The organism is Streptomyces sp. TOM-9 (assembly GCF_056858595.1).
Map to the genome: position 1 here is coordinate 3,737,568 of NZ_JBXEQB010000001.1, position 23,855 is coordinate 3,761,422.

22 protein-coding genes and 1 tRNA gene are annotated in these 23,855 nt (G+C 72.9%); 5 read left to right on the forward strand and 18 right to left on the reverse strand.

Annotated features, from left to right (window positions below):
• Positions 1–34 precede the first annotated feature (34 nt).
• Entirely contained in the window at positions 35–1,003 is a 969-nt protein-coding gene (locus AC1VWI_RS17425; RefSeq protein WP_499511934.1) for an FHA domain-containing protein, read from the forward strand.
• Here AC1VWI_RS17425 and AC1VWI_RS17430 read toward each other — a convergent pair.
• Positions 984–2,135, reverse strand: coding sequence for a methyltransferase domain-containing protein (locus AC1VWI_RS17430; protein ID WP_499511935.1), 1,152 nt, complete (start codon positions 2,133–2,135; stop codon positions 984–986). The two genes, AC1VWI_RS17425 and AC1VWI_RS17430, sit on opposite strands and share 20 nt — an antisense overlap.
• Before the next feature lie 62 nt (positions 2,136–2,197).
• Between AC1VWI_RS17430 and AC1VWI_RS17435 the strand changes: the two genes are divergently transcribed.
• Positions 2,198–2,602: a globin gene (locus tag AC1VWI_RS17435; RefSeq protein ID WP_499511936.1), complete on the forward strand. Its 405-nt coding sequence runs from the start codon at positions 2,198–2,200 to the stop codon at positions 2,600–2,602.
• Here AC1VWI_RS17435 and AC1VWI_RS17440 read toward each other — a convergent pair whose 3' ends face one another.
• The 3 genes from AC1VWI_RS17440 to ettA are packed head-to-tail and all read right to left on the reverse strand — an operon-like array spanning position 2,603 to position 5,416.
• Positions 2,603–3,295 carry a DUF8010 domain-containing protein gene (locus AC1VWI_RS17440; RefSeq protein ID WP_499511937.1) on the reverse strand — a complete coding sequence of 231 codons (693 nt, stop codon included), beginning with the start codon at positions 3,293–3,295 and terminating at the stop codon, positions 2,603–2,605.
• Positions 3,292–3,744 carry an acyl-CoA thioesterase gene (locus AC1VWI_RS17445; protein WP_499511938.1) on the reverse strand — a complete coding sequence of 151 codons (453 nt, stop codon included), beginning with the start codon at positions 3,742–3,744 and terminating at the stop codon, positions 3,292–3,294. The genes AC1VWI_RS17440 and AC1VWI_RS17445 overlap by 4 nt, the downstream gene beginning before the upstream one ends.
• Positions 3,745–3,751: 7 nt before the next feature.
• Entirely contained in the window at positions 3,752–5,416 is a 1,665-nt protein-coding gene (gene ettA, locus AC1VWI_RS17450) for an energy-dependent translational throttle protein EttA (protein ID WP_499511939.1), read from the reverse strand.
• Positions 5,417–5,626: 210 nt separating this feature from the next.
• Here ettA and AC1VWI_RS17455 point away from each other — a divergent pair, with 210 nt between their 5' ends.
• Positions 5,627–6,427 carry an SDR family NAD(P)-dependent oxidoreductase gene (locus AC1VWI_RS17455; RefSeq protein ID WP_499511940.1) on the forward strand — a complete coding sequence of 267 codons (801 nt, stop codon included), beginning with the start codon at positions 5,627–5,629 and terminating at the stop codon, positions 6,425–6,427.
• Between the two features lie 63 nt (positions 6,428–6,490).
• On the opposite strand, the gene AC1VWI_RS17460 is transcribed toward AC1VWI_RS17455, so the two are convergent.
• Positions 6,491–6,616: a hypothetical protein gene (locus AC1VWI_RS17460; RefSeq protein WP_499511941.1), complete on the reverse strand. Its 126-nt coding sequence runs from the start codon at positions 6,614–6,616 to the stop codon at positions 6,491–6,493.
• A 125-nt stretch (positions 6,617–6,741) separates the two neighbouring features.
• Positions 6,742–6,963, reverse strand: a complete 222-nt coding sequence (locus AC1VWI_RS17465) for a hypothetical protein (RefSeq protein ID WP_499511942.1) — start codon at positions 6,961–6,963, stop codon at positions 6,742–6,744.
• Between the two features lie 206 nt (positions 6,964–7,169).
• On the opposite strand from AC1VWI_RS17465, the gene AC1VWI_RS17470 reads away from it, so the two are divergent.
• Positions 7,170–8,186, forward strand: a complete 1,017-nt coding sequence (locus tag AC1VWI_RS17470; RefSeq protein WP_499511943.1) for a DNA-directed RNA polymerase subunit alpha — start codon at positions 7,170–7,172, stop codon at positions 8,184–8,186.
• A 191-nt stretch (positions 8,187–8,377) separates the two neighbouring features.
• Here the strand turns inward: AC1VWI_RS17470 and AC1VWI_RS17475 are convergent, their stop codons facing one another.
• From AC1VWI_RS17475 to AC1VWI_RS17490, 4 genes are all read right to left on the reverse strand, one after another.
• The gene (locus AC1VWI_RS17475; RefSeq protein ID WP_499511944.1) at positions 8,378–9,790 is read right to left on the reverse strand and encodes an LAETG motif-containing sortase-dependent surface protein; all 1,413 of its coding nucleotides are present in this window, start codon (positions 9,788–9,790) and stop codon (positions 8,378–8,380) included.
• A gap of 233 nt (positions 9,791–10,023) precedes the next feature.
• The gene (gene ssb, locus AC1VWI_RS17480) at positions 10,024–10,467 is read right to left on the reverse strand and encodes a single-stranded DNA-binding protein (protein WP_499511945.1); all 444 of its coding nucleotides are present in this window, start codon (positions 10,465–10,467) and stop codon (positions 10,024–10,026) included.
• 115 nt (positions 10,468–10,582) lie between these two features.
• A complete protein-coding gene (locus tag AC1VWI_RS17485; protein WP_499511946.1) occupies positions 10,583–12,181 on the reverse strand; it encodes a GTPase in 1,599 nt (532 codons plus the stop codon).
• Positions 12,182–12,185: 4 nt separating this feature from the next.
• Entirely contained in the window at positions 12,186–13,853 is a 1,668-nt protein-coding gene (locus tag AC1VWI_RS17490) for a dynamin family protein (RefSeq protein WP_499511947.1), read from the reverse strand.
• Positions 13,854–14,157: 304 nt separating this feature from the next.
• On the opposite strand from AC1VWI_RS17490, the gene AC1VWI_RS17495 reads away from it, so the two are divergent.
• A tRNA-Arg gene (locus AC1VWI_RS17495) sits at positions 14,158–14,230 on the forward strand.
• A 305-nt stretch (positions 14,231–14,535) separates the two neighbouring features.
• On the opposite strand, the gene AC1VWI_RS17500 is transcribed toward AC1VWI_RS17495, so the two are convergent.
• From AC1VWI_RS17500 to AC1VWI_RS17535, 8 genes are all read right to left on the reverse strand, one after another.
• Positions 14,536–15,123: a flavoprotein gene (locus AC1VWI_RS17500; protein ID WP_499511948.1), complete on the reverse strand. Its 588-nt coding sequence runs from the start codon at positions 15,121–15,123 to the stop codon at positions 14,536–14,538.
• 9 nt (positions 15,124–15,132) lie between these two features.
• Complete coding sequence (locus AC1VWI_RS17505) at positions 15,133–15,897, reverse strand: phosphate ABC transporter ATP-binding protein (RefSeq protein ID WP_499516838.1); 765 nt, start codon at positions 15,895–15,897, stop codon at positions 15,133–15,135.
• A 70-nt stretch (positions 15,898–15,967) separates the two neighbouring features.
• Positions 15,968–16,942 (reverse strand): sortase domain-containing protein, encoded by a 975-nt coding sequence (locus tag AC1VWI_RS17510; protein WP_499511949.1) that lies wholly within the window; start codon positions 16,940–16,942, stop codon positions 15,968–15,970.
• Positions 16,939–18,246: an Ig-like domain-containing protein gene (locus AC1VWI_RS17515; protein ID WP_499511950.1), complete on the reverse strand. Its 1,308-nt coding sequence runs from the start codon at positions 18,244–18,246 to the stop codon at positions 16,939–16,941. The genes AC1VWI_RS17510 and AC1VWI_RS17515 overlap by 4 nt, the downstream gene beginning before the upstream one ends.
• 17 nt (positions 18,247–18,263) lie before the next feature.
• Positions 18,264–19,121, reverse strand: coding sequence for a hypothetical protein (locus AC1VWI_RS17520; protein ID WP_499511951.1), 858 nt, complete (start codon positions 19,119–19,121; stop codon positions 18,264–18,266).
• Between the two features lie 49 nt (positions 19,122–19,170).
• The gene (locus AC1VWI_RS17525) at positions 19,171–21,075 is read right to left on the reverse strand and encodes a hypothetical protein (RefSeq protein WP_499511952.1); all 1,905 of its coding nucleotides are present in this window, start codon (positions 21,073–21,075) and stop codon (positions 19,171–19,173) included.
• A gap of 128 nt (positions 21,076–21,203) precedes the next feature.
• The gene (locus AC1VWI_RS17530; protein ID WP_499511953.1) at positions 21,204–22,778 is read right to left on the reverse strand and encodes an Ig-like domain-containing protein; all 1,575 of its coding nucleotides are present in this window, start codon (positions 22,776–22,778) and stop codon (positions 21,204–21,206) included.
• Positions 22,779–22,834: 56 nt separating this feature from the next.
• Positions 22,835–23,824: a hypothetical protein gene (locus AC1VWI_RS17535; protein ID WP_499511954.1), complete on the reverse strand. Its 990-nt coding sequence runs from the start codon at positions 23,822–23,824 to the stop codon at positions 22,835–22,837.
• Between the last annotated feature and the right edge of the window lie 31 nt (positions 23,825–23,855).

Below are 23,855 nucleotides of genomic sequence, written 5' to 3' on the forward strand. Positions count from 1 at the left end.
CGGGACAGGGCGGGGCAGAGGGGGAGAGCGCGACATGTCGACTTGTCCGAACGGTCACCAGTCCACGACGGACGACTGGTGCGAGGTGTGCGGGATGCGCATGTCCGCGCCACCGTCCCCCTCCGTCCCCGGCCCGTCGTCCCCGCCGCCCACGTACGCGGCTCCGGCGCCGGCGCCCCCGTACTCCGGCGGCTACTCCCCGGGCCACACGCCCGGTTACGAGCCCGCCTACGAACCGGCGTACGACCCCGGGTACGGCCAGGGCGGGTTCGGCTACGACCCGGACGCCACCGCCGCCGCCGAGCCCTGCCCCAACTGCGGCACCCCGCGCGAGGGGTACGCCCAGTTCTGCGAGGAGTGCCGCTACAACTTCGTCACCCAGGCCGGGACGACCTTCGTCCCGCAGGCACCGCCCGCCTCCCCCGGCTACCCGCCGGACGGGCCGCCGTACCAGCGCTACGAGTCGCAGCGGTCCCGCCCGTCGCAGATCAACCGCCCGGCCGAGCCGCTGGCCCCGGAGTCGGTGACCTCCGGCTCGGGCGACTTCCTGCTGACCCCGCCGAGCCCGCCGGACCCCGGGCCCCCGCAGGCGGGCCCGCGCACCTGGACCGCCGTGATCGCCGCCGACCGGGACTACTTCACCGACATGATGGCCCGCAGCGGCCCCGAGGCACGCGGCCTGTACTTCCCCTCCTACTCCCCCGAGCAGCGGATGCCGCTGACGGGCCCCCAGGTCACCGTCGGCCGACGCCGGCACAGCACGGGCGTGGCCCCCGACATCGACCTGTCCCGGGCTCCCGAGGACCCGGGCGTCTCCCACAAGCACGCCGTGCTGGTGGAGCAGCCCGACGGCAGCTGGTCGGTGGTGGACCAGGGCTCCACCAACGGGACCACCGTCAACGGCGGCGAGGACCCCATCGACCCCTTCGTGCCCGTCCCGCTGGCGGACGGCGACCGCGTCCACGTCGGAGCCTGGACGACGATCACGATCGTCCGCGACTGACCCCGGCCGTTCCCGGCGCGGGCCGCAGCTCCCAGCGGTGCGGCCCGTCCGGGCGGTCCAGCCAGGTCCACTGGCGGCCCTCCGCCACGCTCATGCCGAAGCGGTCCCGGGGCGGCCGCCCCTGGCCGCGCCACAGGGCGTACGCCTCCTCGACGGCGGCCCACAGGTCCCGCGGCCCGGTGAGCCGGACCGTGCCGTCCCGGGCGGCGTGCGCGGCGGAGCCGTCGGCGGCGGTGACGGTGGGGCCGCCGGGGGTCCAGTGGACCTCGGCGTCCCCGGCGTACAGGCCGAGCAGGAAGCGGAACAGCTCGTCCTCCAGCACCCGCGGCGGGGTGTCGCTGGCACGGCTGCGCCCGGGGGTGCCGTCGGTGCCGGCGGCCGCCCGGCGCGGGGCCGCGCCGGCGCCCCGCAGCGAGACGAAGTACGCGGGGGTGTGCAGGAAGCGCCCCTCGGCCCGCTCCGGGCCCGTCACGCGCAGCGCGATCAGCCCGCCCGCGAAGGGCGCGAGGATCAGCCCGCCGGGCCGGCACTGCCGGGGCCACGCCTGCGGCACCGACGGCAGCTCGCAGGTGGCGACGATCCGGTCGTACGGCGCACGGTCCGGGCAGCCCAGCGCCCCGTCCCCGGTGACCACCGTCGCCCGGCGCCCCGCCGCGGCCAGGTGCGCGCGGGCGGCCTCGGTGATCTCCGCGTCGAGGTCCACGCTGGTCACCGCCCCGGTACCGAGGCGGTGCGCGAGCAGCGCGGCGTTGTACCCGGTCCCGGCGCCGATCTCCAGCACCCGCTGCCCGTCCTCGACCCGCAGGGCCTCCAGCATGGCGGCCATCAGCGAGGGCTGGCTGCTGGAGGAGACCAGCTCCCCGCCCCGGACCAGGGTGATCAGCGGTACGTCCGCGTAGGCGCCGGACAGCCAGCGGGACCGGCCGCGCGGGTCGGCGTCGTCCGCCGACAGCCGGGTGAACCCTCCGCCGGAGCGGGGCCGGTGGTAGACGGGGACGAACAGATGGCGCGGCACCTCCTCGAACGCGGCCCGCCACCGCGGGTCCGCCAGCCCCCCGCCCGCGGTGATCCGGCGCACCAGCCGGGCCCGCAACGGCACCGCCGCCGCGGCGTACCGGTCGCCATCCGTCATACGACCACTCTGCGGCGGTGACCCCCTCCGGACAACGCGGGCCGTCTGAGAGCATGGGAGGCGTGAATGAGATCCCGCGGGGCACCGTCGAGCAGCAGACGTTCTTCGAGTCGGTCGGCGGCGAGCCGACCTTCCGGCGGCTCGTCCGCCGCTTCTACGAAGGTGTCGCCGAGGACCCGATCCTGCGCCCCATGTACCCGGAGGAGGACCTCGGGCCCGCCGAGGAGCGCATGAGGCTCTTCCTCATGCAGTACTGGGGCGGTCCCCGCACGTACAGCGAGAACCGCGGACACCCCCGGCTGCGGATGCGCCACGCGCCCTTCCGGGTCGACCAGGCCGCCCACGACGCCTGGCTGCGGCGCATGCGGACCGCGGTGGACGAGCTGGAACTGGAGCCCGACCACGAGCGGCAGCTGTGGGACTACCTGGTCTACGCGGCGGCGTCGATGGTGAACACCGCGGGATGATCACACCGGGCTGACCGACAGCCCCGGCGCCCCGCGCCGGACGGCGACCGAGCCGTACGGCGTGCGCAGCCGCAGCCACGGCCCCACCGTGAGCAGCTCCACCGCCGGCCGGCCGCCCGTACGCGGTGCCGGGACGGGGGTGCGCACCGGGCGGAGGAAGCCCAGCGCGTGGGCGGCGTGGACCACCCGCAGCGGCAGGCCGGTGACGCCGAGCTGCCGGGACCAGATGTCGTCGGCGATGGCGTCCAGCTCCGCGCGGGTGCGGCTCTCCGGCCGCAGTGCCTCGCTGCGGTCGCGGAACTCGGTCACCGCGGCGGCGGCCACGGCGCGCACGTCCTCCACGGACGGCAGGCCCCGCACCCGCTCCCAGCCGCCGCGCGGCGGGAGCAGGCCGGCCCAGGCCGGCCCGGTGACGGCCGCGGGCACGGCGACCGTGCCCGTCACCTCGTCGATGCCGTCGAGCAACTGCCCGGCCGAGACGGTCGAGTCCAGGTCGCCGGCGGCCCCGTCCAGCTCGGCCGTGCGGACGGCCAGGACCCCGCCGCCGAACGGCGGCTGCCCGAACACGGCGAGCACCGTGCCCGAGGCGCGCAGCCGGACGACGGCGGCCTTGTCCCAGCGCAGCAGCCGGGCCAGGAAGGCGGCGAAACCGTCCGCCTCCCTGGCATCGGCCAGTCGCAGGGGTGCCGTCATGCGGCGACGGCCCCCTTGCCGGCGTCACCGGGCGAGCCCGCGCTGTCGTCGAAGTACCCCTCGAGGAAGGACCGCTCCTCCGCCGTGATCCGGCGCGGCCGGCCCTTCTCGAGGTCGTACGGCACCACGATCGTGGAGGCGCGCACGTAGACCGCCTCCGCGTCCTTGACCTCGTACGCGACGGTCAGTGAGGCGGCCCCCACCTTGGTCACCCACGTCTCCACCGTCACCGGCTCGTGCCGGTGGACCAGCGGGCGCAGGTAGTCGATCTCGTGGCGGGCGACGACCGACCCGCCCGTGAACGACTCGCTGCCCTCCCCGGGCGCCAGCCGGAACATGAAGTCGATCCGGGCCTCCTCCAGGTAGCGGAGGAAGACCACGTTGTTGACGTGCCCGAAGGCGTCCATGTCCGACCAGCGCAGCGGGCAGCGGTAGATGTGCCGGGCCATCTCCCGCTCAGCCCCGGGTGAGCTTCTTGTAGGTGGCGCGGTGCGGCCGGGCCGCGTCGGCGCCGAGCCGCTCGATCTTGTTCTTCTCGTACGACTCGAAGTTGCCCTCGAACCAGAACCACTTGGACTCGCCCTCGTAGGCGAGGATGTGGGTGGCCACCCGGTCCAGGAACCATCGGTCGTGGGAGACGACCACGGCGCAGCCGGGGAAGTCCAGCAGCGCGTTCTCCAGCGAGGACAGGGTCTCTACGTCGAGGTCGTTGGTCGGCTCGTCGAGGAGCAGCAGGTTGCCGCCCTGCTTGAGGGTGAGCGCCAGGTTGAGGCGGTTGCGCTCACCGCCGGACAGGATGCCGGCCGGCTTCTGCTGGTCCGGGCCCTTGAAGCCGAAGGCGCTGACGTACGCGCGGGACGGCATCTCGACCTGGCCGACGTTGATGTAGTCCAGCTCGTCCGACACGACCGCCCAGAGGGTCTTCTTGGGGTCGATGTTGGCGCGGGTCTGGTCGACGTAGGAGATCTTGACCGTCTCGCCGACCTTGATCGTGCCGGCGTCCGGGGCCTCCAGGCCCTGGATCATCTTGAACAGCGTGGTCTTGCCGGCACCGTTGGGGCCGATGATGCCCACGATGCCGTTGCGCGGCAGCGTGAAGGACAGGTCGTCGATGAGAACCTTGTCGCCGAACGCCTTGGAGAGGTTGTTGACCTCGACCACGATGCTGCCCAGACGCGGGCCCGGCGGGATCTGGATCTCCTCGAAGTCGAGCTTGCGCATCTTCTCGGCTTCGGCGGCCATCTCCTCGTACCGGGCGAGGCGGGCCTTGGACTTGGCCTGGCGGCCCTTGGCGTTGGAGCGGACCCACTCCAGCTCTTCCTTGAGCCGCTTGGCGCGCTTGGCGTCCTTCTGGCCCTCGACCTTGAGACGGGACTGCTTGGTCTCCAGGTACGTGGAGTAGTTGCCCTCGTACGGGTAGGCGCGGCCGCGGTCGAGCTCGAGGATCCACTCGGCGACGTTGTCCAGGAAGTACCGGTCGTGGGTGATCGCCACGACGGTGCCCGCGTACTTGGCCAGGTGCTGCTCCAGCCACTGCACGGACTCGGCGTCCAGGTGGTTGGTGGGCTCGTCGAGCAGCAGCAGGTCGGGGGCCTCCAGCAGCAGCTTGCAGAGCGCGACGCGGCGCTTCTCACCACCGGAGAGGTTGACCACCGGCCAGTCGCCGGGCGGGCAGCCGAGGGCGTCCATCGCCTGCTCCAGCTGGGCGTCCAGGTCCCAGGCGTTGGCGTGGTCCAGCTCCTCCTGCAGCTTGCCCATCTCGTCGAGCAGCGCGTCGGAGTAGTCGGTCGCCATCAGCTCGGCGATCTCGTTGAACCGGTCCAGCTTGGCCTTGACCGGGCCCACACCGTCCTGGACGTTCTCCAGCACGGTCTTGGACTCGTCCAGCGGCGGCTCCTGCAGCAGGATGCCGACCGAGTAGCCGGGCGAGAGGAACGCGTCGCCGTTGGACGGCTGCTCCAGTCCCGCCATGATCTTGAGCACGGTGGACTTGCCGGCGCCGTTGGGCCCCACGACACCGATCTTCGCACCGGGCAGGAAGCTCAGGGTGACGTCGTCCAGGATCACCTTGTCGCCGTGCGCCTTGCGCGTCTTGCGCATGGTGTAGATGAACTCAGCCAAGAGAAACCGTCCGGCGTTCGATGTGTGGGCAGATACACCCCATCTTGCCAGCCGTCCACCCCTGGGCGGAAACGAGTACCCGGGCGACGTCCCTCACGCTTCCGGCCGGCTCCGCAGGCGCGCCGGAACCGCACACGGGAGTCCGTCTGTCGGTACCGGCGTCTAGGGTGCCCGCACGATCGACAAAGACTCTGATCAGGGGGACCGGACATGCTGCTGGAGAACAAGACCGCGGTCGTCTACGGCGCGGGCGGTGCGGTCGGGCGGACCGTGGCCCGGACCTTCGGCCGCGAGGGGGCACGGGTCTTCCTCACCGGTCGCAGGCTCGCCGGGCTGGAGGAGCTGGCCGGGGAGATCGAGTCCGCCGGCGGCCGGGCCGACGTCGCCGAGGTCGACGCGCTCGACCGGGAGGCGGTCGAGCGGCACGCCGCCGAGGTGGTCCGCACGACGGGCCGGCTCGACGTCTCCGTGAACGCGGTCAGCATCCGCGGTGACCTGCAGGGCACGCCGCTGACCGGGATGTCCGTGGACGACTTCCTGACGCCGATCACCACCGCGGCCACCGCCAACTTCGTCACCGCGACGACGGCGGCCCGCTACATGGCCGAACAGGGCTCGGGGGTGATCGTGACCTTCTCCACGACCGCGGCCCACCTCTCCGGCCGGGACCAGGGCTTCCATGCGACCGGGGGCTTCGGCGTCGCCTGCGGCGCCGTGGAACTGCTCTCCCGGCACCTGGCCGGTGAGGTCGGACCGCGCGGCGTACGCGTCGTCTGCCTGCGCCCGGACGGCATCCCGGAAGCCTGGGTGTCCTGGGGCATGATCGACGACGCCGAGCCCGATCCCGAGGACAGCCCCACGGTGAAGGCCTACATGGAACGGGGCACCGCTCTGCGCCGGCTGCCGAGGCTGGCCGAAGTGGCGGAGACGGCCGCTTTCATGGCGTCCGACCGGGCGGGCGCCATCACGGGAACCGTGGTGAACCTCAGCTGCGGATCCGTCAGCGGCTGAGTACGGGCCTGGTTCCGTGGTCGTCCCTCTGCGTGCCGACGGAACCGCCGGCACCCGTGGGGGCTACGTGCGCTTGGGCCGCGGGGCGCGCGTGCCGGAGGCGGGCTCCTGCACGTCCTCGGGAGCGAAGGTCTCGTCCTCCCCGAAGTCCGGGGCCTGGAAGGGGTTCGTCGTCGGAGACGGCGACACTGCGGTGGTACCGCGGGGTTGCCCTTCCGGGGCGGAGAACAGCGACGTCACATCGATGAGAGGTTTCCCTTTCGTAACAGGACCCCCTGAAGGACCCTGGCGTGCCGTGACCCGGCACAGCGGTCCTACAGCTTGGTCATCTTGCTGTACGGGCTCAAGATCCGCATTTGCGCCGAGCCGAAATCCACGACGACCGCGGTTCCCTCGTCGACGTCGACTACCCGCCCGAGACCGTGGATGTCGTGCGTGACCTGGTCGCCGACCGCGAAGTGCTTGGGAGCGGGCGCGACCGGGGCCTTGAAGGGGCTGGTGGGCAAATGACGCTTCGGTGCAGCAGGCTTAGTCATTGCCCCCAGTATGCACCCACGAAATGCCCCAGTGGCTGACTCTCGGGGGCACGGATAGCTGATCGTTGTACTCGCTCCGGCAGGCGCCGGGCCGCCGGCCGACCGGCGGACGGGCGGGTCAGCCACGCGGGGGGCCGTACCACCCGTACCCTTCATGGTGTCTACGGCGTCACATAGCGGGCGCCAAACACTGGAGGCAATACCCCGTGCTGATTGCTCAGCGTCCCTCACTGACCGAAGAGGTCGTCGACGAGTTCCGTTCCCGGTTCGTGATCGAGCCGCTGGAGCCGGGCTTCGGCTACACCCTCGGCAACTCGCTCCGCCGCACCCTCCTGTCGTCGATCCCCGGCGCCGCCGTCACCTCGATCCGGGTCGACGGCGTCCTGCACGAGTTCACCACCGTGCCGGGCGTCAAGGAGGACGTCACCGACCTCATCCTCAACATCAAGCAGCTCGTCGTCTCCTCGGAGCACGACGAGCCCGTCGTGATGTACCTGCGCAAGCAGGGCCCCGGCGTCGTCACTGCCGCCGACATCGCGCCCCCGGCCGGCGTCGAGGTGCACAACCCCGACCTCGTCCTGGCCACCCTGAACGGCAAGGGCAAGCTGGAGGTGGAGCTGACCGTCGAGCGCGGTCGCGGCTACGTCTCGGCCGTCCAGAACAAGCAGCAGGGCCAGGAGATCGGCCGCATCCCGGTCGACTCCATCTACAGCCCGGTGCTCAAGGTCACCTACAAGGTCGAGGCGACCCGTGTCGAGCAGCGCACCGACTTCGACAAGCTGATCGTCGACGTCGAGACCAAGCAGGCCATGCGTCCCCGCGACGCGATGGCCTCGGCCGGCAAGACCCTGGTCGAGCTGTTCGGGCTCGCCCGCGAGCTCAACGTCGACGCCGAGGGCATCGACATGGGCCCGTCCCCCACGGACGCCGCGCTCGCCGCCGACATGGCGCTGCCGATCGAGGAGCTCGAGCTCACCGTCCGTTCCTACAACTGCCTCAAGCGTGAGGGCGTTCACTCGGTGGGTGAGCTGCTGGCGCGCTCCGAGGCCGACCTGCTCGACATCCGCAACTTCGGTGCGAAGTCGATCGACGAGGTCAAGGCGAAGCTGGCCGGCCTGGGCCTGGCCCTGAAGGACAGCCCGCCCGGATTCGACCCGACCGCCGCCGCCTTCGGCGCGGACGACGGCGCGGACGCCGGTTTCGTGGAGACCGAGCAGTACTGAGCCCGTGCCACATGGCGTTCCCCTCGGAGATCACTCCGAGGGGAACGCTGCGGCGCCGCCAGGCCGCTGTCCGCCGGTCGGGGTGGACCGCAGACCTGTTCCGGGCGTCCGTGCGTGCCGCGGAACGGCGAAGGGGGCGGAGGTCTGTCGACCTCCGCCCCCTTCGCTCAGGAGCGGCCAGTGGTGTCAGCTCACTCGGCGGACGGGGCCGCCTTCTTCTTGCGGAGGAAGAAGACCGCGCCGCCACCGAGGACGACCAGGACGATCGCGATGCCGGCGATCACCGGGGTGGCGCTGCTCGAACCGGTCTCGGCGAGGTCGCCGCCGGTGGTGGAGCCGGTGTCACCGGTGCCCTCGGAGGAGCCGCCGGCCGAGGCCGGGCTGGGCGAGGAGGACGGGGTGTCACCGCCGTTGCCGGCGGTCTCGCAGTCGAGGACGCCCTCGAAGGTCTTCTCGAAGCCCTCGGGGCCGGTGATGGTGACCTTGTAGTGCTGGTCCTCGGCCACCGGCACGGTGATGGTCTCGGACTTCCCGGCCTCGACCGTGTACTCCTTGTCGGCCAGCGTGAAGGTGAACGGCTTGTCACCCTCGTTGGCGGCCGTCACGTCCAGGCCGTTCTTGGCGCAGTTGACCTCGGCGGAGACCGCCGGGATCGGGCCCTTGGCGGCCCAGGTGCCGGTGGTCGTCGCGGAGACGGAACTGTCGCTGGAGCCGGCGAGGATCTGGACCTGCGTGGTGCTGTTGACACCCGTGAACGCGCGGCCGACCGGGAGCTTGGTGTTCGCGGTGGCGGTCAGCGAGGTCGTGCCGTCGGGGGTGCCGGCCTCGACGTCGAAGTAGACCTCGTCGCCGTCCTTGGCGGAGGTGACCGCGGTGCCGTTCTTGTCGGTGACCTTGACGCCGGAGGGGTTGCTGGGCGCGGGGCTCACCTGGACGGTGGAGGCGTTGGTGTGGACGGTGATCGGACCGAGCAGGTCACCGGCCTTGCCGGAGACCGCCGGCGGGTCGAGGGTCAGCGACGCCGCGGGCTCCCGGAGGTCCTTGGCGTGGTCCTGCAGCCAGTCCGCGAGCTCCTCGGCGACCGGGTCGACCGCCGTCACGTCGGCCTTGTCGGAGAAGCGCCAGATGGCCACCTGGGTACCCGCGGCGGCGAGCTTCTCGGTCAGCGGGCCGGACAGGGCCGCGGTCTTCTGCAGCGCCGCGAGGTCGTTCACCTGCGGGTAGGAGTTCTGCAGAATCCAGTTGATCTTGCCGGCGTCCGCGTTGTCGTGGAGGCTCGACTCGTCCCAGGAGACCTCCTTGTAGGCGGCGTTGCCCTGGGTCGGGTTGTGCAGGTCGATGCAGTACGTCTGGATCGTGCCACCGCCGTCGACGGACATCTCGAAGAGTCCGGCGCTGACCGGGTCCTTCTTGCCGCCGTCGTTGATGACGGCCGCGTCGAAGGTCTTCAAACCGCCGAGCGTCGCCGTCGCACCGGGCGCGGTGGGGGTCGCGTCGTCCGCGATGGCGGACCCGGCAACGGCTATGGAACCCGCGGCGAGGAGGCCTGAGGCCACCATCGCTACGGCAAGACGGGCAGCTCCCCGCCTCCGTACAGTGAACATGAATTTCCCCTCCGGGCGAGGCTGGTCGTGGGGGCACGCCTCGCCGACAGCTGTGGATCCCCGCGGAAAGCCGGGGTTCCGCAGAATCCTAGGAACCAACCGCACCAAAGCCACCAGGATTCACGGCCGCCCGGGAATTCGAATCGCAATCGTTACCCGCGCGTAGGCATAGACATGAAATTGTCGATAAATCATCGGCGTTTTACCACCGGGCGAATGCTCAGCTGTCCGGCTTATCCGGACAGGGCGGCCAGCGGATCGGCGAGCGGCTCCCCGGCGCCCGCGGCGGAATTCGGAACCACCAGTTCCGGGCGGCCCACGGACACCCGCCGGAACGCCGAGGTGCCGCGCGTCAGATCATGGCCGCAGGCGATCGCGTCGACGTCGGCGGAGATCCAGCGCTGGCCGTCGCGCTCCTCCTCACGCACTCTCAGGCGTCCCTGGACGAGCAGCGGTTCGCCGACCCCGACCGACGCCACCACGTTCTCCCCCAGTTGCCGCCAGGCCCACACCGTGTAGAAGCTCGTGTGCCCGTCGGACCAGCCGCCACGCTCCCGGTCCCAGCGGCGCGCGGTCGTCGCCAGCCGGAACCTGGCGACCGGCACGCCCGTGGGCGTCTTCCGGAATTCCGGCCTGGTCGCGACATTCCCCACGACGGTGACCAGTGTCTCGTTCATTGCCGTTGCTCCCCCGTTGCCGTCGCCGGCCGGCGGCCCCCTGCCGCCGGCCCCGCGATGGCTCCATGGTGCGCCCGCCGCGCCCCCCGTGGAGAAATGGGATTCAACCTGTGGATTACTGGCCTGTTGTGGACAACTCCGTCACCCGGAAGTGGTTTCCGGAGAGCACCCCGTACTGCTCCCGCACTTCCCGGTAGCGCAGCAATTCCGCCGCCAGCGGCTCCAGCACCCGCGCCCGCCCGCAGTCGGCCGCCGCGTCGGCCATCCGCCGCTCCGCGGCCTGGCCGTGCCGCCGGGCCGGGCCCCGGGCCGCGAACCGGCTCACCCGGGTGAGCAGCGGACCGCCCAGCGCGCCCACGGCCAGCAGCACGGGCGGCAGCCACCACGGCAGCCGCAACGCACCCGCCGCCGTCACGATCCCCGACGCCAGCGCCACCGTCGCGAGCAGCGCCAGCAGCCACTGCGCCGTACCGACCACCGTCCACCACCGGGGACGCAGCGGCTCGTCCGGCGCCACCCGCTCCACCGTCGCGTCCAGCGCCTCCGGGAGCGTGCGGCCACCGCGGCGCGCGGCTTCCCGTACCGCCTGCGCCCAGGGAGCGGGCAACCCCTCGACCGCCTCCGCCGCGACCGCGCGCACCGCCTCGTCGACCGACGCGCGGGACGCCGACAGCGCCGGACGGCGGCCGTCGAGGATGCCGTCGCGCAGATCGGCGCCACGTCCGCGGCGCAGCCGCCGCCACGGGGTGCCGCACGCCTCCTCGGCGGCCCTGGCCCAGGTGCGCTCCGCCGCCCGGCCCGCCGCCGCGGCGCCCACGGCGTGGGCGAGGCTCGCCGTGAAGTCCTCGCGGGACCGGTCGGTGAGCCCCGTCATCCCCTCGGCGACGTACAGCGGGCGCAGCCGCTCGGCGAGCCCGTCCACGTCCGCGGACAGCCGCCGGCTCGCGGCCGCGCGCTCCGCCACGACCTGGCCGATGGCCGCCCGCAGCTCCGGCACGCCGTCACCGTTCAGCGCCGAGGTGGCCAGCACCATGGCGCCGTCCTCGCCGTGCTCGCCGACGGCGAGCCCGTCGTCGTCGAGCAGCCGCCGCAGGTCGTCCAGGACCTGCTCGACGGCCTCCTCCGGGAGCCGGTCGATCTGGTTGAGGACGACGACGGTCACGTCGGCGTGCCCGGCCAGCGGCCGCAGGTAGCGCTCGTGCAGCGCCGCGTCCGCGTACTTCTCCGGGTCGAGCACCCACACGATCACGTCGACGAGCTTCAGCACCCGGTCCACCTGGTCGCGGTGGGCGGTCGCCGCCGAGTCGTGGTCCGGCAGGTCGAGCAGGACCAGGCCGGCGGGCCCGTCGTCCGTCCGTTCCGCCCCCTCGTCCAGGACGCTGTGCCGGGCGAACCGCGCCTTGGGCCCGATGCCGAGCCGGTCCAGCAGCCCGGAGGCGCCCCGGGGGTCCCAGGCACAGGCGACCGGCGCCGAGGTGGTGGGCCGGCGGACGCCGATCCGCGACAGTTCCAGGCCGGTCAGCGCGTTGAACAGGGACGACTTCCCGCTGCCCGTCGCCCCCGCCAGCGCCACCACCGTGTGGTCCGCGGAGAGCCGGCGCCGGTCGCCGACCCGTTCCAGCAGTTCCCCGGCCCCGTCGAGCGCCTCGTGGCTCACGCGGGTGCGCGACAGCCCGAGCAGCTCCGACAGGGCGTCCACCCGCTCTGTGAGCACCTGATCACCTCTCCTGGAGTCCGTACGACTTCTGCACGACCGAAAGCTCCGCGATCAGCGACGCCTGCTGGGCCGCCGTCACATCCAGCGCGTCGACCGGGAGCACCCGCAGTTCCCGCTCCGCGTCGAGCACGTCGCCGACGAGCCGGTCCAGCTCCTCGCGCGCCCGGTCGCCCGCCCGCAGCGCCGCCTGCGCGCCGACGAGCGAGGCGAGCCGCTCGCCCGCGACCGTGCCCTTGCGGCCGCCGAGCACGGCGACCGCGATCAGTGCCGCCGCGTGCTGCGGGTCGACGCCTTCCGCGCTGCCGCGCACCGACTGGTGCGCGAGGCGGTTCACCGTGAACCCCCAGGTGTCGACGGCGTCCTCGATCCGCTCGGCGGCGTCATCGGCGGCCGCCTCCGGGTCGGCGTCCTCCGTCAGGACGGCGCCCGCACGGTCGCCGCGCCAGGCGTCGAGGGTCCGCTCGTCCGCCGCCGCGACCTCGGTGCGCAGCTGGACCGCCAGGCTCTCGGCGAGGGCGCACAGCAGGGCCGCCGGACCGCAGTCGGGGTAGCCGCGCCAGCTGGCCAGGGCGTCCCCGGCGAGCAGCGCCCCGGCGCCGACGGCCTCCTGCACGCGCGACTCGGCCTCGTCGTAGGCGTTGTCCACATGGCGGGTCAGACGTACCGCGGCGGCGTGCTGCGCGGCCGAGGCGCCGGCCAGCTCCGGGAGCCGGTTGCCGAGCGAGCCCAGCACCCCGGTCACGGTGCGCCGTGCCGCCTGGTGCCGCGCGGCCGGGTCCTCGGCGCAGTGCGCGAGCCAGCTGCCGAGCGCCGCCACCGCGGTGTGCGGCAGCAGCCCGCCCGCCCCCGCGGACTCGGGCAGCTCCGGGACGGTGAACCGCGGTACGTCCCCGAGCCCGGCCCGGGTCAGCAGCGCCGCGTAGTGCTGCGAGACGTCCTCGGCGATCTGGTGCGGCACCCGGTCCAGGACGGTGGCCAGGGTGACGTCGTACTCCTTGGCCGTACGCAGCAGGTGCCACGGCACGGCGTCGGCGTAGCGCGACGCGGTGGTCACCAGGATCCAGATGTCGGCCGCGCAGAGCAGTTCGGCGGCGAGCTCGCGGTTGCGGGAGACGAGGGAGTCGATGTCGGGCGCGTCCAGCAGGGCGAGTCCGCGCGGCAGCGTGTCGTCGGTCTCCAGGCGCAGCCACAGCCTGGTCTCCTCCGCCTCGCGCTCCTCGTCGTTCCCGTCCGGCCTCTCCTCCCCGTCGGCGTCTGCCGCGGTCCTGGGTCGCGGTGCCCAGGCACGGGCCAGGCCCGGCAGCACCCGCGGATCGGCGAACCACGCGCGGTCCTGGGGGTGGCACACCAGCACCGGTGTGCGCGTCGTGGGGCGCAGCACGCCCGCGTCACTGACCCGCCGCCCGATCAGCGAGTTCACGAGCGTGGACTTCCCCGCTCCCGTCGAACCGCCCACCACGGCCAGCAGCGGCGCTTCGGGCGCCTTCAGCCGGGGCACCAGATAGTCGTCGAGCTGCGCCAGCAGCTCTTGACGTGTGCGGCGGGCCCGCTCGGCTCCGGGAAGGGGGAGGGGAAAGCGCGCGTCCGCGACGCGATCGCGCAGCGCCGACAGCGCGTCGAGGAGTTCGGGCCGTACATCCAAGATCGCCACAGTGGCAGAATGCCCCATTTTGGTGGGTTTTTGAAGCGTATTCCGCCTAGTTCACGTCTTTCGGCCCGCAAGAAGACCGGAACGGGACAGAAGGGCCGGAAGAGACACCGGCATAACGAGTGCACAACAGCCGTCGGCTGAGGCGCCAAAACTGGTGCGACATTCGCACCTGCCTGCGATTATCAGACCGCTTCACCGAACCTACACAACGTGTCATGAAGGCGAAGCAACCGGCCGCACATCAGCCGCGCCCTATCCTTGTCCCCGGCAAGGTCACGGAACCGTCGACACAAGGGGCGGGTTCGGTCGCGGCCAACGTCCGGCCCCCGTAGCTCAGTGGATAGAGCAGGCGCCTTCTAAGCGCTTGGCCGCAGGTTCGAGTCCTGCCGGGGGCACCCACTGCGCCCCTCCCTATGGAGGGGCTTTTTTGCTGGTCACCACGGGTACGACGGCGGTCGCGCGGGCGTGCCGGGGGTGCGCACGGCGTGCGGGTCGCGGGGTGGGGGCGGGGTCGCAACGGCCGGGGCGGCGGCGGTCAGTGGGGCCCGCGGGCGGGGCGTCCGGTGCCGTAGGAGGGCCGTCGGGGCGACGCCCGGCGGCAGCCCGGGAGCGGCTTTCCCGCAACCCACGCCGCGCCTGAATCGGCCGTTCACGATTGGCCGGTCTCCGCCTCTGCCTCGCGACGGACGGACCGCCGCCGTCATCGCGTCGTACGGTCGACCGCGTCCAGGACGTCGGCCCACGGGAGACCGCGGCCGTCGGGGGCCTCGCCCGGTTCCGGGAGGGGCCGGGCGTCCGGGTCGTGGAGGAGGTGGACGCCGGCCGCGCGGAGGGTGGCGAGGTGGCGGGGCCAGGCCGGGTGGCGGGCGTGGGCCGCGTTGACGGCCGGGACGGCGACCAGCGGCACGTGCGGGGTGCCGAGGACCTCCGCGAGCAGGGTGAGGGCCTGGTTGTCGGCGATGCCGAGGGCGAGTTTGGCCAGGGTGTTGGCGGTGGCCGGGGCCAGCACGCAGCAGTCGGCGGCCGGATGGGGCCGCGGCTCGCCGGGGAGCCGCGACCGGTCGCGCACGGGGAGGCCGGTCACGTCGCGCAGCCGCCCGGTCTCGCCCTGTTCCCCGAGCCAGCGTGCGGCGGTCGGGGTGAGCGTGACGGCGACGCGCCAGCCGCGGGCGAGCGCGGGCAGGACGAGGCCCTCGCGCAGGGTCTCGACGCCGTCGGCGGCCGAGCCGACGACGGCGAGGACCCCGCGGCCCGGCCGCACCTGGGGTGGGGAGGTGTGAGGAGGCATGGACACCCCTTACCCGAACCGGCCCTCCACGTAGTCGGCCGTCCGCGGGTCGGTCGGGCTGCCGAACATGGCGGGGGTGGGCCCGTGCTCCACGATGCCGCCGGGGGTGCCCTGTTCGGCGAGGAAGAAGGCGCACTGGTCCGAGACGCGGGCGGCCTGCTGCATGTTGTGGGTGACGATCACGATCGTGACCTCGTGGGCCAGTTCGCGGATCGTCTCCTCGATGCGCCGGGTCGAGGTGGGGTCCAGGGCCGAGCAGGGCTCGTCCATGAGCAGCACCTTGGGCCGTACGGCCAGCGAGCGGGCGATGCACAGGCGTTGCTGCTGACCGCCGGAGAGGGCCCCGCCGGGCTGGCGCAGCCGGGCCCGGACCTCCTTCCAGAGGCCGGCCTTGGTCAGACACTCCTCGACGAGCGCGTCCTTCGCGGCGTCGCGGACCCGCTGCCCGGTGAGCTTCAGGCCCGCGGTGACGTTGTCGTAGATCGACATCGCCGGGAAGGGGTTGGGCTTCTGGAAGACCATGCCGATGCGGCGGCGGGCCTCGGTGAGGCGGCGCCCGCGGGCGTAGATGTCCTCGCCGTCCAGCAGGACTTCGCCCGCCAGGGCGGCGGACGGCACGAGTTCGTGCATCCGGTTGAGGGTCCGCAGGAAGGTGGACTTGCCGCAGCCCGAGGGGCCGATGAGGGCGGTGACCTCCCCGGCGGGCATGGTCAGGGAGACCCGTTCGAGGACCTTGTGGTCGCCGAACCAGCACGAGATGCGGCGGGCCTCCAGGGTGGCGCCGGGGCTGGCGTCCTGCGTGATCGGCGGGAGCGGGATGGTGGTCTCGGTCACGAACGGGTCCTCACATCAGGTTGGGCAGGAGCAGGGCCGCGTGGTCCGCGACGAGGAGGCCGAGCAGGCCGAGCACGGGGACGCCGACGACCCAGGCGTGCCGCCGTCCCCAGCGGGCGTGCGCCCAGGCGAGGCCGGCGGCGGCGAGGAGCAGGCCCTGGCCCCACAGGACGACGGGCAGCCAGGCGGTCTCCTGGACGGCCATGGCGGTCTCGTCGGCCGGCAGCGCGCCGGGCAGGACGGCGGGGGCGGAGGCGGGCTGGACGTCGGACATCAGGTCGGCGTCCACCCGCAGGATGCCGCGCGGCATGAAGGCGGTGCCCTCGGCGGTGATCAGCGTCAGGCGGCCCTTGCCGGCCGCGGGCGGCGCGGGCTGGGGGTCACCGGCGCGGCGGACCGCGACGACGCGGTAGCGGTGCACGCCCTGGCCGGTGGTCACGGTGAGCTGCTCGCCCGGGTGGAGGCCGCCCAGGTGCCGGAAGGGGCCTCCGTAGGTGGCCTGGCGCCCCATGATGACGCTGGTGCCGGCCTGGCCGGGCAGCGGCGTGTCACGGCGGTGGCCCGGGCCGCGGGTCAGGACCTCCGAGGTGGTGCCCTCGCCGACGACCTCGCGCAGTCCGAGCCCGGGGACGGAGAGCACCGCCACCGGGGTACCGGTGGTGAGCGGCTTGACGCCGTCGCCCGAACCGCCCACGGGTGCCACCCCGTTGGCGAGGTCATTGCGCAGCGCGGCGTAGTCGACCTGCTGGTCGCGGGCGTGGCGGACCTGGCCGAGCAGGCCCACGTCCACGACGAAGCCGAGGAGCAGGGCCGCCAGGATGCTCAGGGCCGCCCCGGCGACCCGCAGGCCGGGGCCGGCCGGACGCGTGGTGCGCGTCCGGCCGGCCTCCGGCCCCGGCGGGGTGAGGTCCGCCGGCCCGTTCCCCGAGGGGGCGGGCCGGTCGTGGGCGGGAGCCACGCGGACCGGGGTGCCGACCGGGGTCATCCCACCCTCACCGACTTGGAGGTGGCGCTGCCGTTGGTGTAGCCCGACCGCTTCGCGGTGATCTTGAGCGCGACGCGGTGCCCGCGGTCGGCCTTGGTCAGCACGTACGTGGAGTGCGTGGCACCGCGGATCGCCTTGCCGTCGCGCCGCCACTCGTAGCTGTAGGACGTGGCCGAGGGCTTCCAGCTGCCGGCCTTGGCGGTGAGCCGCTTGCCGGTCCTGGCGGTGCCGCTGATCGTCGGCAGCTTGGTGTTCTTCAGGGCCGGGCCGACGCCCACGGTCACCGCGGGGCTCGTCGCCGCGGTGCTGCCGGTGGTGTTCTTGGCGGTCACCCGGCAGGCGACCTTGTGCTTGTAGTCGCCGGAGGTCAGGCCCCAGGTCTTCGCGGTCGCGCCGCTGACGACCTTGTTGTCGCGCAGCCAGGCGTACGCGTACGAGGTCGCCCCGCCGAACGTGGCGGAGCAGGTCACCGTCGAGGCGACCTTCACGGTGCCGGTCACCTTCGGGGCCGTGACGACGACCGGGGGCTTGACCTTGACGGTGTACGGGAGCGCCCCGGAAGCCGACGGCTTGTACGCCGCCGCGTCGGCCGGGGTGAACGCCGCGCTCAGCGCGTGGGTGCCGACGCCCAGGGCGGTGGTGGTCAGCGACGCCGCGCCGTTCGACACCGCGACCGGGGAGCCGATCTGGGTCGCGCCGTCGAGGAAGCGGACCGAGCCCGCGGCCGCGGCGGGGGCCACCGTCGCGGTGAGCTTCACCGAAGTGCCCTGGACCACCGGGCTCGCCGGGGATGCGGCGAGGGTGGTCGTGGTGGCGACCTGGGTGGGGGGCGGGGTGCTCTGGTACGTGGTGTTGGTGGTGAACCAGATGGCCGAGGTGAAGTCGCCGAAGGTGTCGGCCCCGAAGGCCTTGCGGCAGGTCAGGGTGAAGTCGTAGCGGCCCTTCAGCTCGGTGAAGCCCGCATCCTTCGCGTAGTCGCGCATCGTCTGCATCAGCGGCACGGTGAACCCGCCGCCGGGCACCGCCGGGTAGATGGCGATCTCCGAGTTGCCCACCACGTTCTGGCCCTCGGCCGGGAAGCCGGCGCCCTTCACCTTGACGATCAGGTTGGTCGCGTCCTCGGGACAGGGCCCCGAGGTGGTGAGCGACATCCCCGACACGTCCGTGCCGGTGGCCGGGGCGACCTCCATGGAGCCGATGACCTCGGCCCTGGCGGTCCCGGCGGCGGCGACGGCGATGCCGCCCGCGGCGATCGCCGAGGCGAGCACGAGCGACAGTCGCCGGCGTACGGTGGTGATCTTCATGGTCGTCTCCCGCCGTCTCAGTCGTTCGAGGAGTCGGTGAAGGACAGCAGACCGCGGCGGCGGGCCTGCCGGACGGCGATCGTGCCGGACCCGACCAGGGCGGCCGCGACGGCGGCGAGCCAGCCCGCGTCGGCGCCGGTGGCCGCCAGCGAGTCGTCGTCACCGCCCGAGGCGCCGCCGTCGACCTCGGTGGAGATGTCCTGCGAATCGCCGCCCGTGGTGTCGTCACCCGTGTCACCACTGGTGTCACCACCGGTGGTGTCCGTGGGCTCGTCGGTGTCCGTCGGCTCGCCGGTGTCGGTCGGGTCCGTCGTCGGCGTGGGGCTGTCCGTCGGCGTGGTGGTGTTCGTCGGGGTGGTGCTCGGGGTCGGCGTGGGCGTCGGGGTGCCACCCGCGGGGTCGGTGTCCTGGTAGGTGGTGTTGGTGGTGAACCAGATGGCGGTGGTGAAGTCGCCGTACGTGTCGGCCCCGAAGGCGTTGCGGCAGGTCCGGGTGAAGTCGTAACGGCCCTTCAGCTCCTTGAACCCCGCGTCCTTCGCGTAGTCGCGCATCGTCTGCATCAACGGCACGGAGAAGCCGCCGCCGGGCGCCGGCTGGTAGATGGCGATCTCCGAGTTGCCCACCACGTTCTGGCCCTCGGCCGGGAAGCCCTCGCCCTGCACCTTGAGGATGACGTTGGCCGCCGCCGCGGGGCACGGCCCCGAGGTGTCGAACGCCATCCCGACGGTGTCCGAGCCGGTGGCCGGGGTCACCTTCAGCGTGCCGATGGTCTCCGCGTGCGCGGAGGTCGCGGCCATGATGCCCACCGCCCCGCCGGCCAGGACGAGCGAGCCGAGTGCGGCCGCGGTCGAGCGGTGCAGGCGTGTGAAGGACACTGTCTTTCTCCTCTTGTCTTGCTTGGTGAATGGACGGGGTGACGGGTGCTCAGCCGGACGTGTCCGCCCGCGCGGCACGTCCCCTGCGCCCCCGCACCCACTGGGCGGCGCCCGCCAGGAGCACCAGGAAGGCGACCGCGAAGCCGCCGAGCGACCAGGCGACGAGGGAGCCGTGCGCGTCCCCGGCCGGGTCGGCCGAGGCGGCGTTCACGACCCCGGTGACACCGCCCTGGGCAGGCGCACCGGAGGCGTCCGGGGAGGCCGGGGGCACGAGGCCCTGACCGCCCTGACCGCCCTGGCCGTCGGCGGGGGCCGTCCGGCCCGACCCGCCGGGGGTGGACGACTGCCCCGGACGTGCGGTGCCGCCCGGCTGAGCGGAGGTTCCCGCCGCGGGCTTCTCGGGGGTGGCCCGGGTGCCGTCCGTGTAGGTGGTGCCGGAGGTGAAGCGGAGCGAACCGGTGAGGTCCCGCAGGCTCTTGAGGCCGAAAGGGGCCTCCAGGCAGCTGACGGTGAAGGTGTAGGTGCCGCGCAGGGTGCTGAAGCCGGCGTCGTGGGCGTAGTCCTGCATCGTGTAGGTCAGCGGGATCACCAGCCCGCCGCCCGGTGCCGAAGGGTAGGTGCCGATCTCGGAGTTGCCGACGACGATCTTGCCGTCGCGGGGGAATCCGGCGCCCTTGACCCGGGCGATGACGTTCCGCGTCCCGTCGGGGCAGGGCCCGGCGGCGGTCAGGGTGATGGGCTCGGCGGCGCTGCCGTGCTGCGGCGCGACCGTGAGGTCGCCGGGCGCCGCGGCGTGGGCCGCGGGCGCGGCCGCCCACAGCGAGAGAGCGGCCAGCACCATGGCGACGGGAGCGGAGGCACGCGAGGCGGGGGCCGGCTTCTTCGGCGCGGTCCCGGCGGTGCGGGCGGCGTCCGGACGCGGTCCGCGGCGGCGGCGCCGGCGGCGGACCCACCATGCGACGGCCACCGCGGCGACGACCGCCAGGACGGCGAACAGGGACCAGGGCACGGCCCAGAAGCCCTGGGAGCGGGTCAGGCTCGGCAGGTCGGCGATCGCGACGTCACCGCGCACCGAGACCGCGTCGACCGAGACGGTGGTGGTGTCCCGCACCGTCGGCAGGACGCCGGTGGCCGTGACGCTGATCCTCAGCGCGTTGCCCGGGAGGACCTCGGCGAGGTCGCGCGAGCCCTTCACCGTGGCGATGCCCCCGAACGCGTCGCGGACGCGGACCGTCTGCTCGGCGGCCAGCCGGACGTTGCCGGTGTTGCGCACGGTGTACGACACCGTCGCGGTGCCGGTCCCGAAGGGGTTGGCCGTGCCGTGGTAGTCGGTGTGCAGGTCCTCGACGGCGAGCAGCGGCCTGAGTTGGCCGGCCACCCGCAGGTACATCCGGGCGCCGACGCGCTGGTCGACCTGGACCCGGTCGCCCTTGGCGCCGGTGCGGACCGCGGACAGCGACGCGACGATGCCGGCGGGGTGGTCGCCGGGGGCGACCGTGCGCGGCACGGTCAGCGTGAAGGGGACGATGACGCGGGAACGGGCGGCCACGGTCACCCGGGACCTGCCGAGCTTGATCCAGGTGCCGGCGTCGCTGGACCTGGCGGCCCGGGCGAGCAGGTCGAAGCCGCCCTCGGCGGAGTTGATGGCATCGGCGGCGTAGACGCTCAGCGTCAGGGGCTTGGCGCTGTAGTTCCAGATGGCGATGTGGTCCCGGATGACGGCACCCGGGGTCACGCCGTAGGAGTAGTTGGGCCGGCCGTCGGGCTTGTCGGCCGTGGACGGCTGGACGCCGAAGGTGGTGCGCCCGTTCGGGCCCGCGCCGGGTCGTGCGGCGGCCGCGTGCGAGGCGGCGGCCTGCGGGGCGGCGGCCGACGCCGTTTCGGCGGCCGGGAGTACGGCGAGGACGCAGGCGGCCAGGACGGCGGCGATACGGCGGGCTGATCGTGTGATCATGTCAGGTCGTCCGATCGGGCGCGGGTGGGACGGGGTGGTGCGGGACGTGCTTGCCGGGACGGGCATCGCTGCCCGTCCCGGTCCGGGCCGGACCCGGGGGCGTCACCGCCCCCGGGCCGTCCGCCGGCTCAGATCGCCGTGAGGGTGAGGGTCGCGGTGTAGGTGCCGGCCACGGTCGAGGTCGGCACGTTCAGGGAGAGGCCCGCACCCAGGTGCGCGGTACCGAGGCCGGTACCGGTGGCGAGGGAGCGGGAGGACTTCAGGCCGCCCTGGCCGGCGTCGCCGGGGGCGACGCCCTGCGCCGCGGAGACCGCGGAGCCGGCGGTGACGGTCTGCGCCGGGGCGTGGTCGACCACGTCCGGCGTCCAGCCCAGGTTCTGGCCGTTGATGGCGTGCGTGCCGCCGTCGGAGAAGTCGGTCACCTGGCCGCTGACGCTCCAGCCGGGGTTGCCGGCGCGGGCGTCGGTCAGGGTGACCGTGTTGATCCCGCCCGTGGTGGTCAGCAGGTCGCCGTCGGCGTTCAGCACCGGCGACGGCAGCGTGACGTGCGGGTTGTCGACGCTGATGACCAGGGCGCCGGACTCGACGGTCGTGGTGATGTCCTGCGAGGCGGAGACGCCGGCGAAGTCACCGATCAGGTACGGGACCGCACCGGAGTCGGAACCGGTGTAGGCCGCGCTGTTCGCCGGGACGAAGGTCGCGGAGAAGCTGTGCTCGCCCTTCGCCAGGCTGCTGGTGGTGTAGGAGGCCTGGCCGCCCGAGACGGGGATGGTGGCCAGCGTGGTGGTGGCGCCGCCCACGGTGTCCTGGAACTTCACGGAGCCGGCCGCGGCGGCGGGGGTGACCGTGGCGTTCATGGTGACCGGGCTGAACTGCGGCGTGGTGTCGGACGGCGAGATGGCCAGCGAGGTCGTCGTCGCGGTCGCCTGCGGTGCGTTCACCTTGTACGCCACCGCGGTGGAGGCTGACGGGTTGTAGGCGGCGCCGGTCGGGGTGAACTCGGCGGTCAGGTCGTGGTCGCCCGCGGCCAGGGCGTTCGTGGTGAGGACCGCGGTGCCGCCGGAGACGGCGACCGGGGAGCCGAGCGCGGTGCCGTTGTCCTTGAACTGCACCTTGCCCTCGGCGGCCGCCGGAGCCACGTTGGCGGTCAGCGTGACGGTCTCGCCCTCGGTGACCGGGCTGGCCGGGCTGACCGCGAGGGCGGTGGAGGTGTCGGTCTTCACGCTCGGGTCGGTGTTCTGGTACGTCTCGTTGGACGTGAACCAGATCGATCCGGTGAAGTCGCCGAAGTTCGAGGAGCCGAAGGCCAGCCGGCAGGTGACCTTGAAGGAGTACTCGCCCTTCAGCTCGTTGAAGCCGGCGTCCTTGGCGTAGTCGCGCATCGTCTGCGTCAGCGGGACGATCATCCCGCCGTCACCGGAGATCGGGTAGATGTCCTTCGACGCGTTGCCGACGACGGTCTGGCCCTCGGCCGGGAAGCCCGAACCGGTCACGGACACGATGACGTTGGTCGCCTCGTCGGGACACGCGTCCGAGGTGGTCAGCGCGATGCCCGTGGTGTCGGTGCCGGTGGCCGGGTTGAAGGTGACGGTGCCGATCTCGGCGGCGTGCGCGGCCGGGGCCGCGATCAGGCCCGCCGCGCAGGCGGCGACCAGGCTCGCGAGACCGCCCGCCAGGGCCCGCGAGAGCTTGTTCTTGAACACTGTCGTGTTCTCCCTCTTCGGAGGTTGCGGAAGTGACGGAGACAGCAGGGCGTGGATCAGGGGGTCTGCTTGCTGGTGTCACCGCAGTTGGCGTTGGCGGCGAAGCCGTAGGTGTTGATCACGTCGGTCTTCTGGCAGATCAGCGAGTTGGAGCCGACGAAGACCGTGCTCCACGGCGCGGTGCCGACCTTGCTGGTCGGGATCACGTTGTAGACGTCGCGCTTCACACCGAAGCTGCTGTTCAGCACGGTCGGCGCGATGCCGTCGATGGTGCCGAGGACCGCCTTGCCGCGCAGGTCCGCGATGGTCTGCGTGGACTGCGAGTTGTACTGGGCGATGGAGAACGGCACGATCGACTTGTCGTCGAGGATGCGGCCGTCGTGCTCCTGCACCGGGTTGCCGCCCTTGGCGTCCTTGATGCAGGGGTAGACGCCGTTCTTCACGTCGGTGTCCGAGATGCCGACGGTGGACTCCCAGAAGCTGCGCGTGCCGGAGCCCGCCTGCGGGAGGTACGCCGTCATGGTGAAGTTGGGAGCGGTGCCCACGTAGTCCTTGTTGCAGGTGTAGATCTGCTTCAGGTCGTTCAGCGTGAGCTTGCGCGGGATCTGGCTGGAGCCGGTGATCGCGTAGGTCACGCCGTCCACGGCGAACGGGACGTAGGTGAGGTCCGGGTCGACGGCGCCCAGGCTGAGGCTGGAGGACCGGGCGAAGTCCAGGCAGTTGTCATTCGCCTGCAGGGAGGCGACCAGCGCGTTGCGGCCGGCACCCGAGCCGTTCGGGCGGTCGATGGTGCAGGTCGTGCCGCTCTTGGTGGTGATCTTCGCCGAACCGGTGGCGTCGTAGGAGCCGATCACCTTCTGGCCGCCGATCGTGATCGACTGGGCCATGCCGTTCATGACGTCCTGGGTGGTGTCGGAGCCCACACCGGACAGCTGGCGGAAGGCCGGGGCGCCGGAAGGGTCGGCGACGGCGACGCTGGCGCAGACGGTGCCGGTGAGCAGACCGGCGACGCCGACGGCGGCCACCGCGAACTTGCGTATGTTCACTTGCGTTTACCTCTCGGATAGGCTTGCGCCG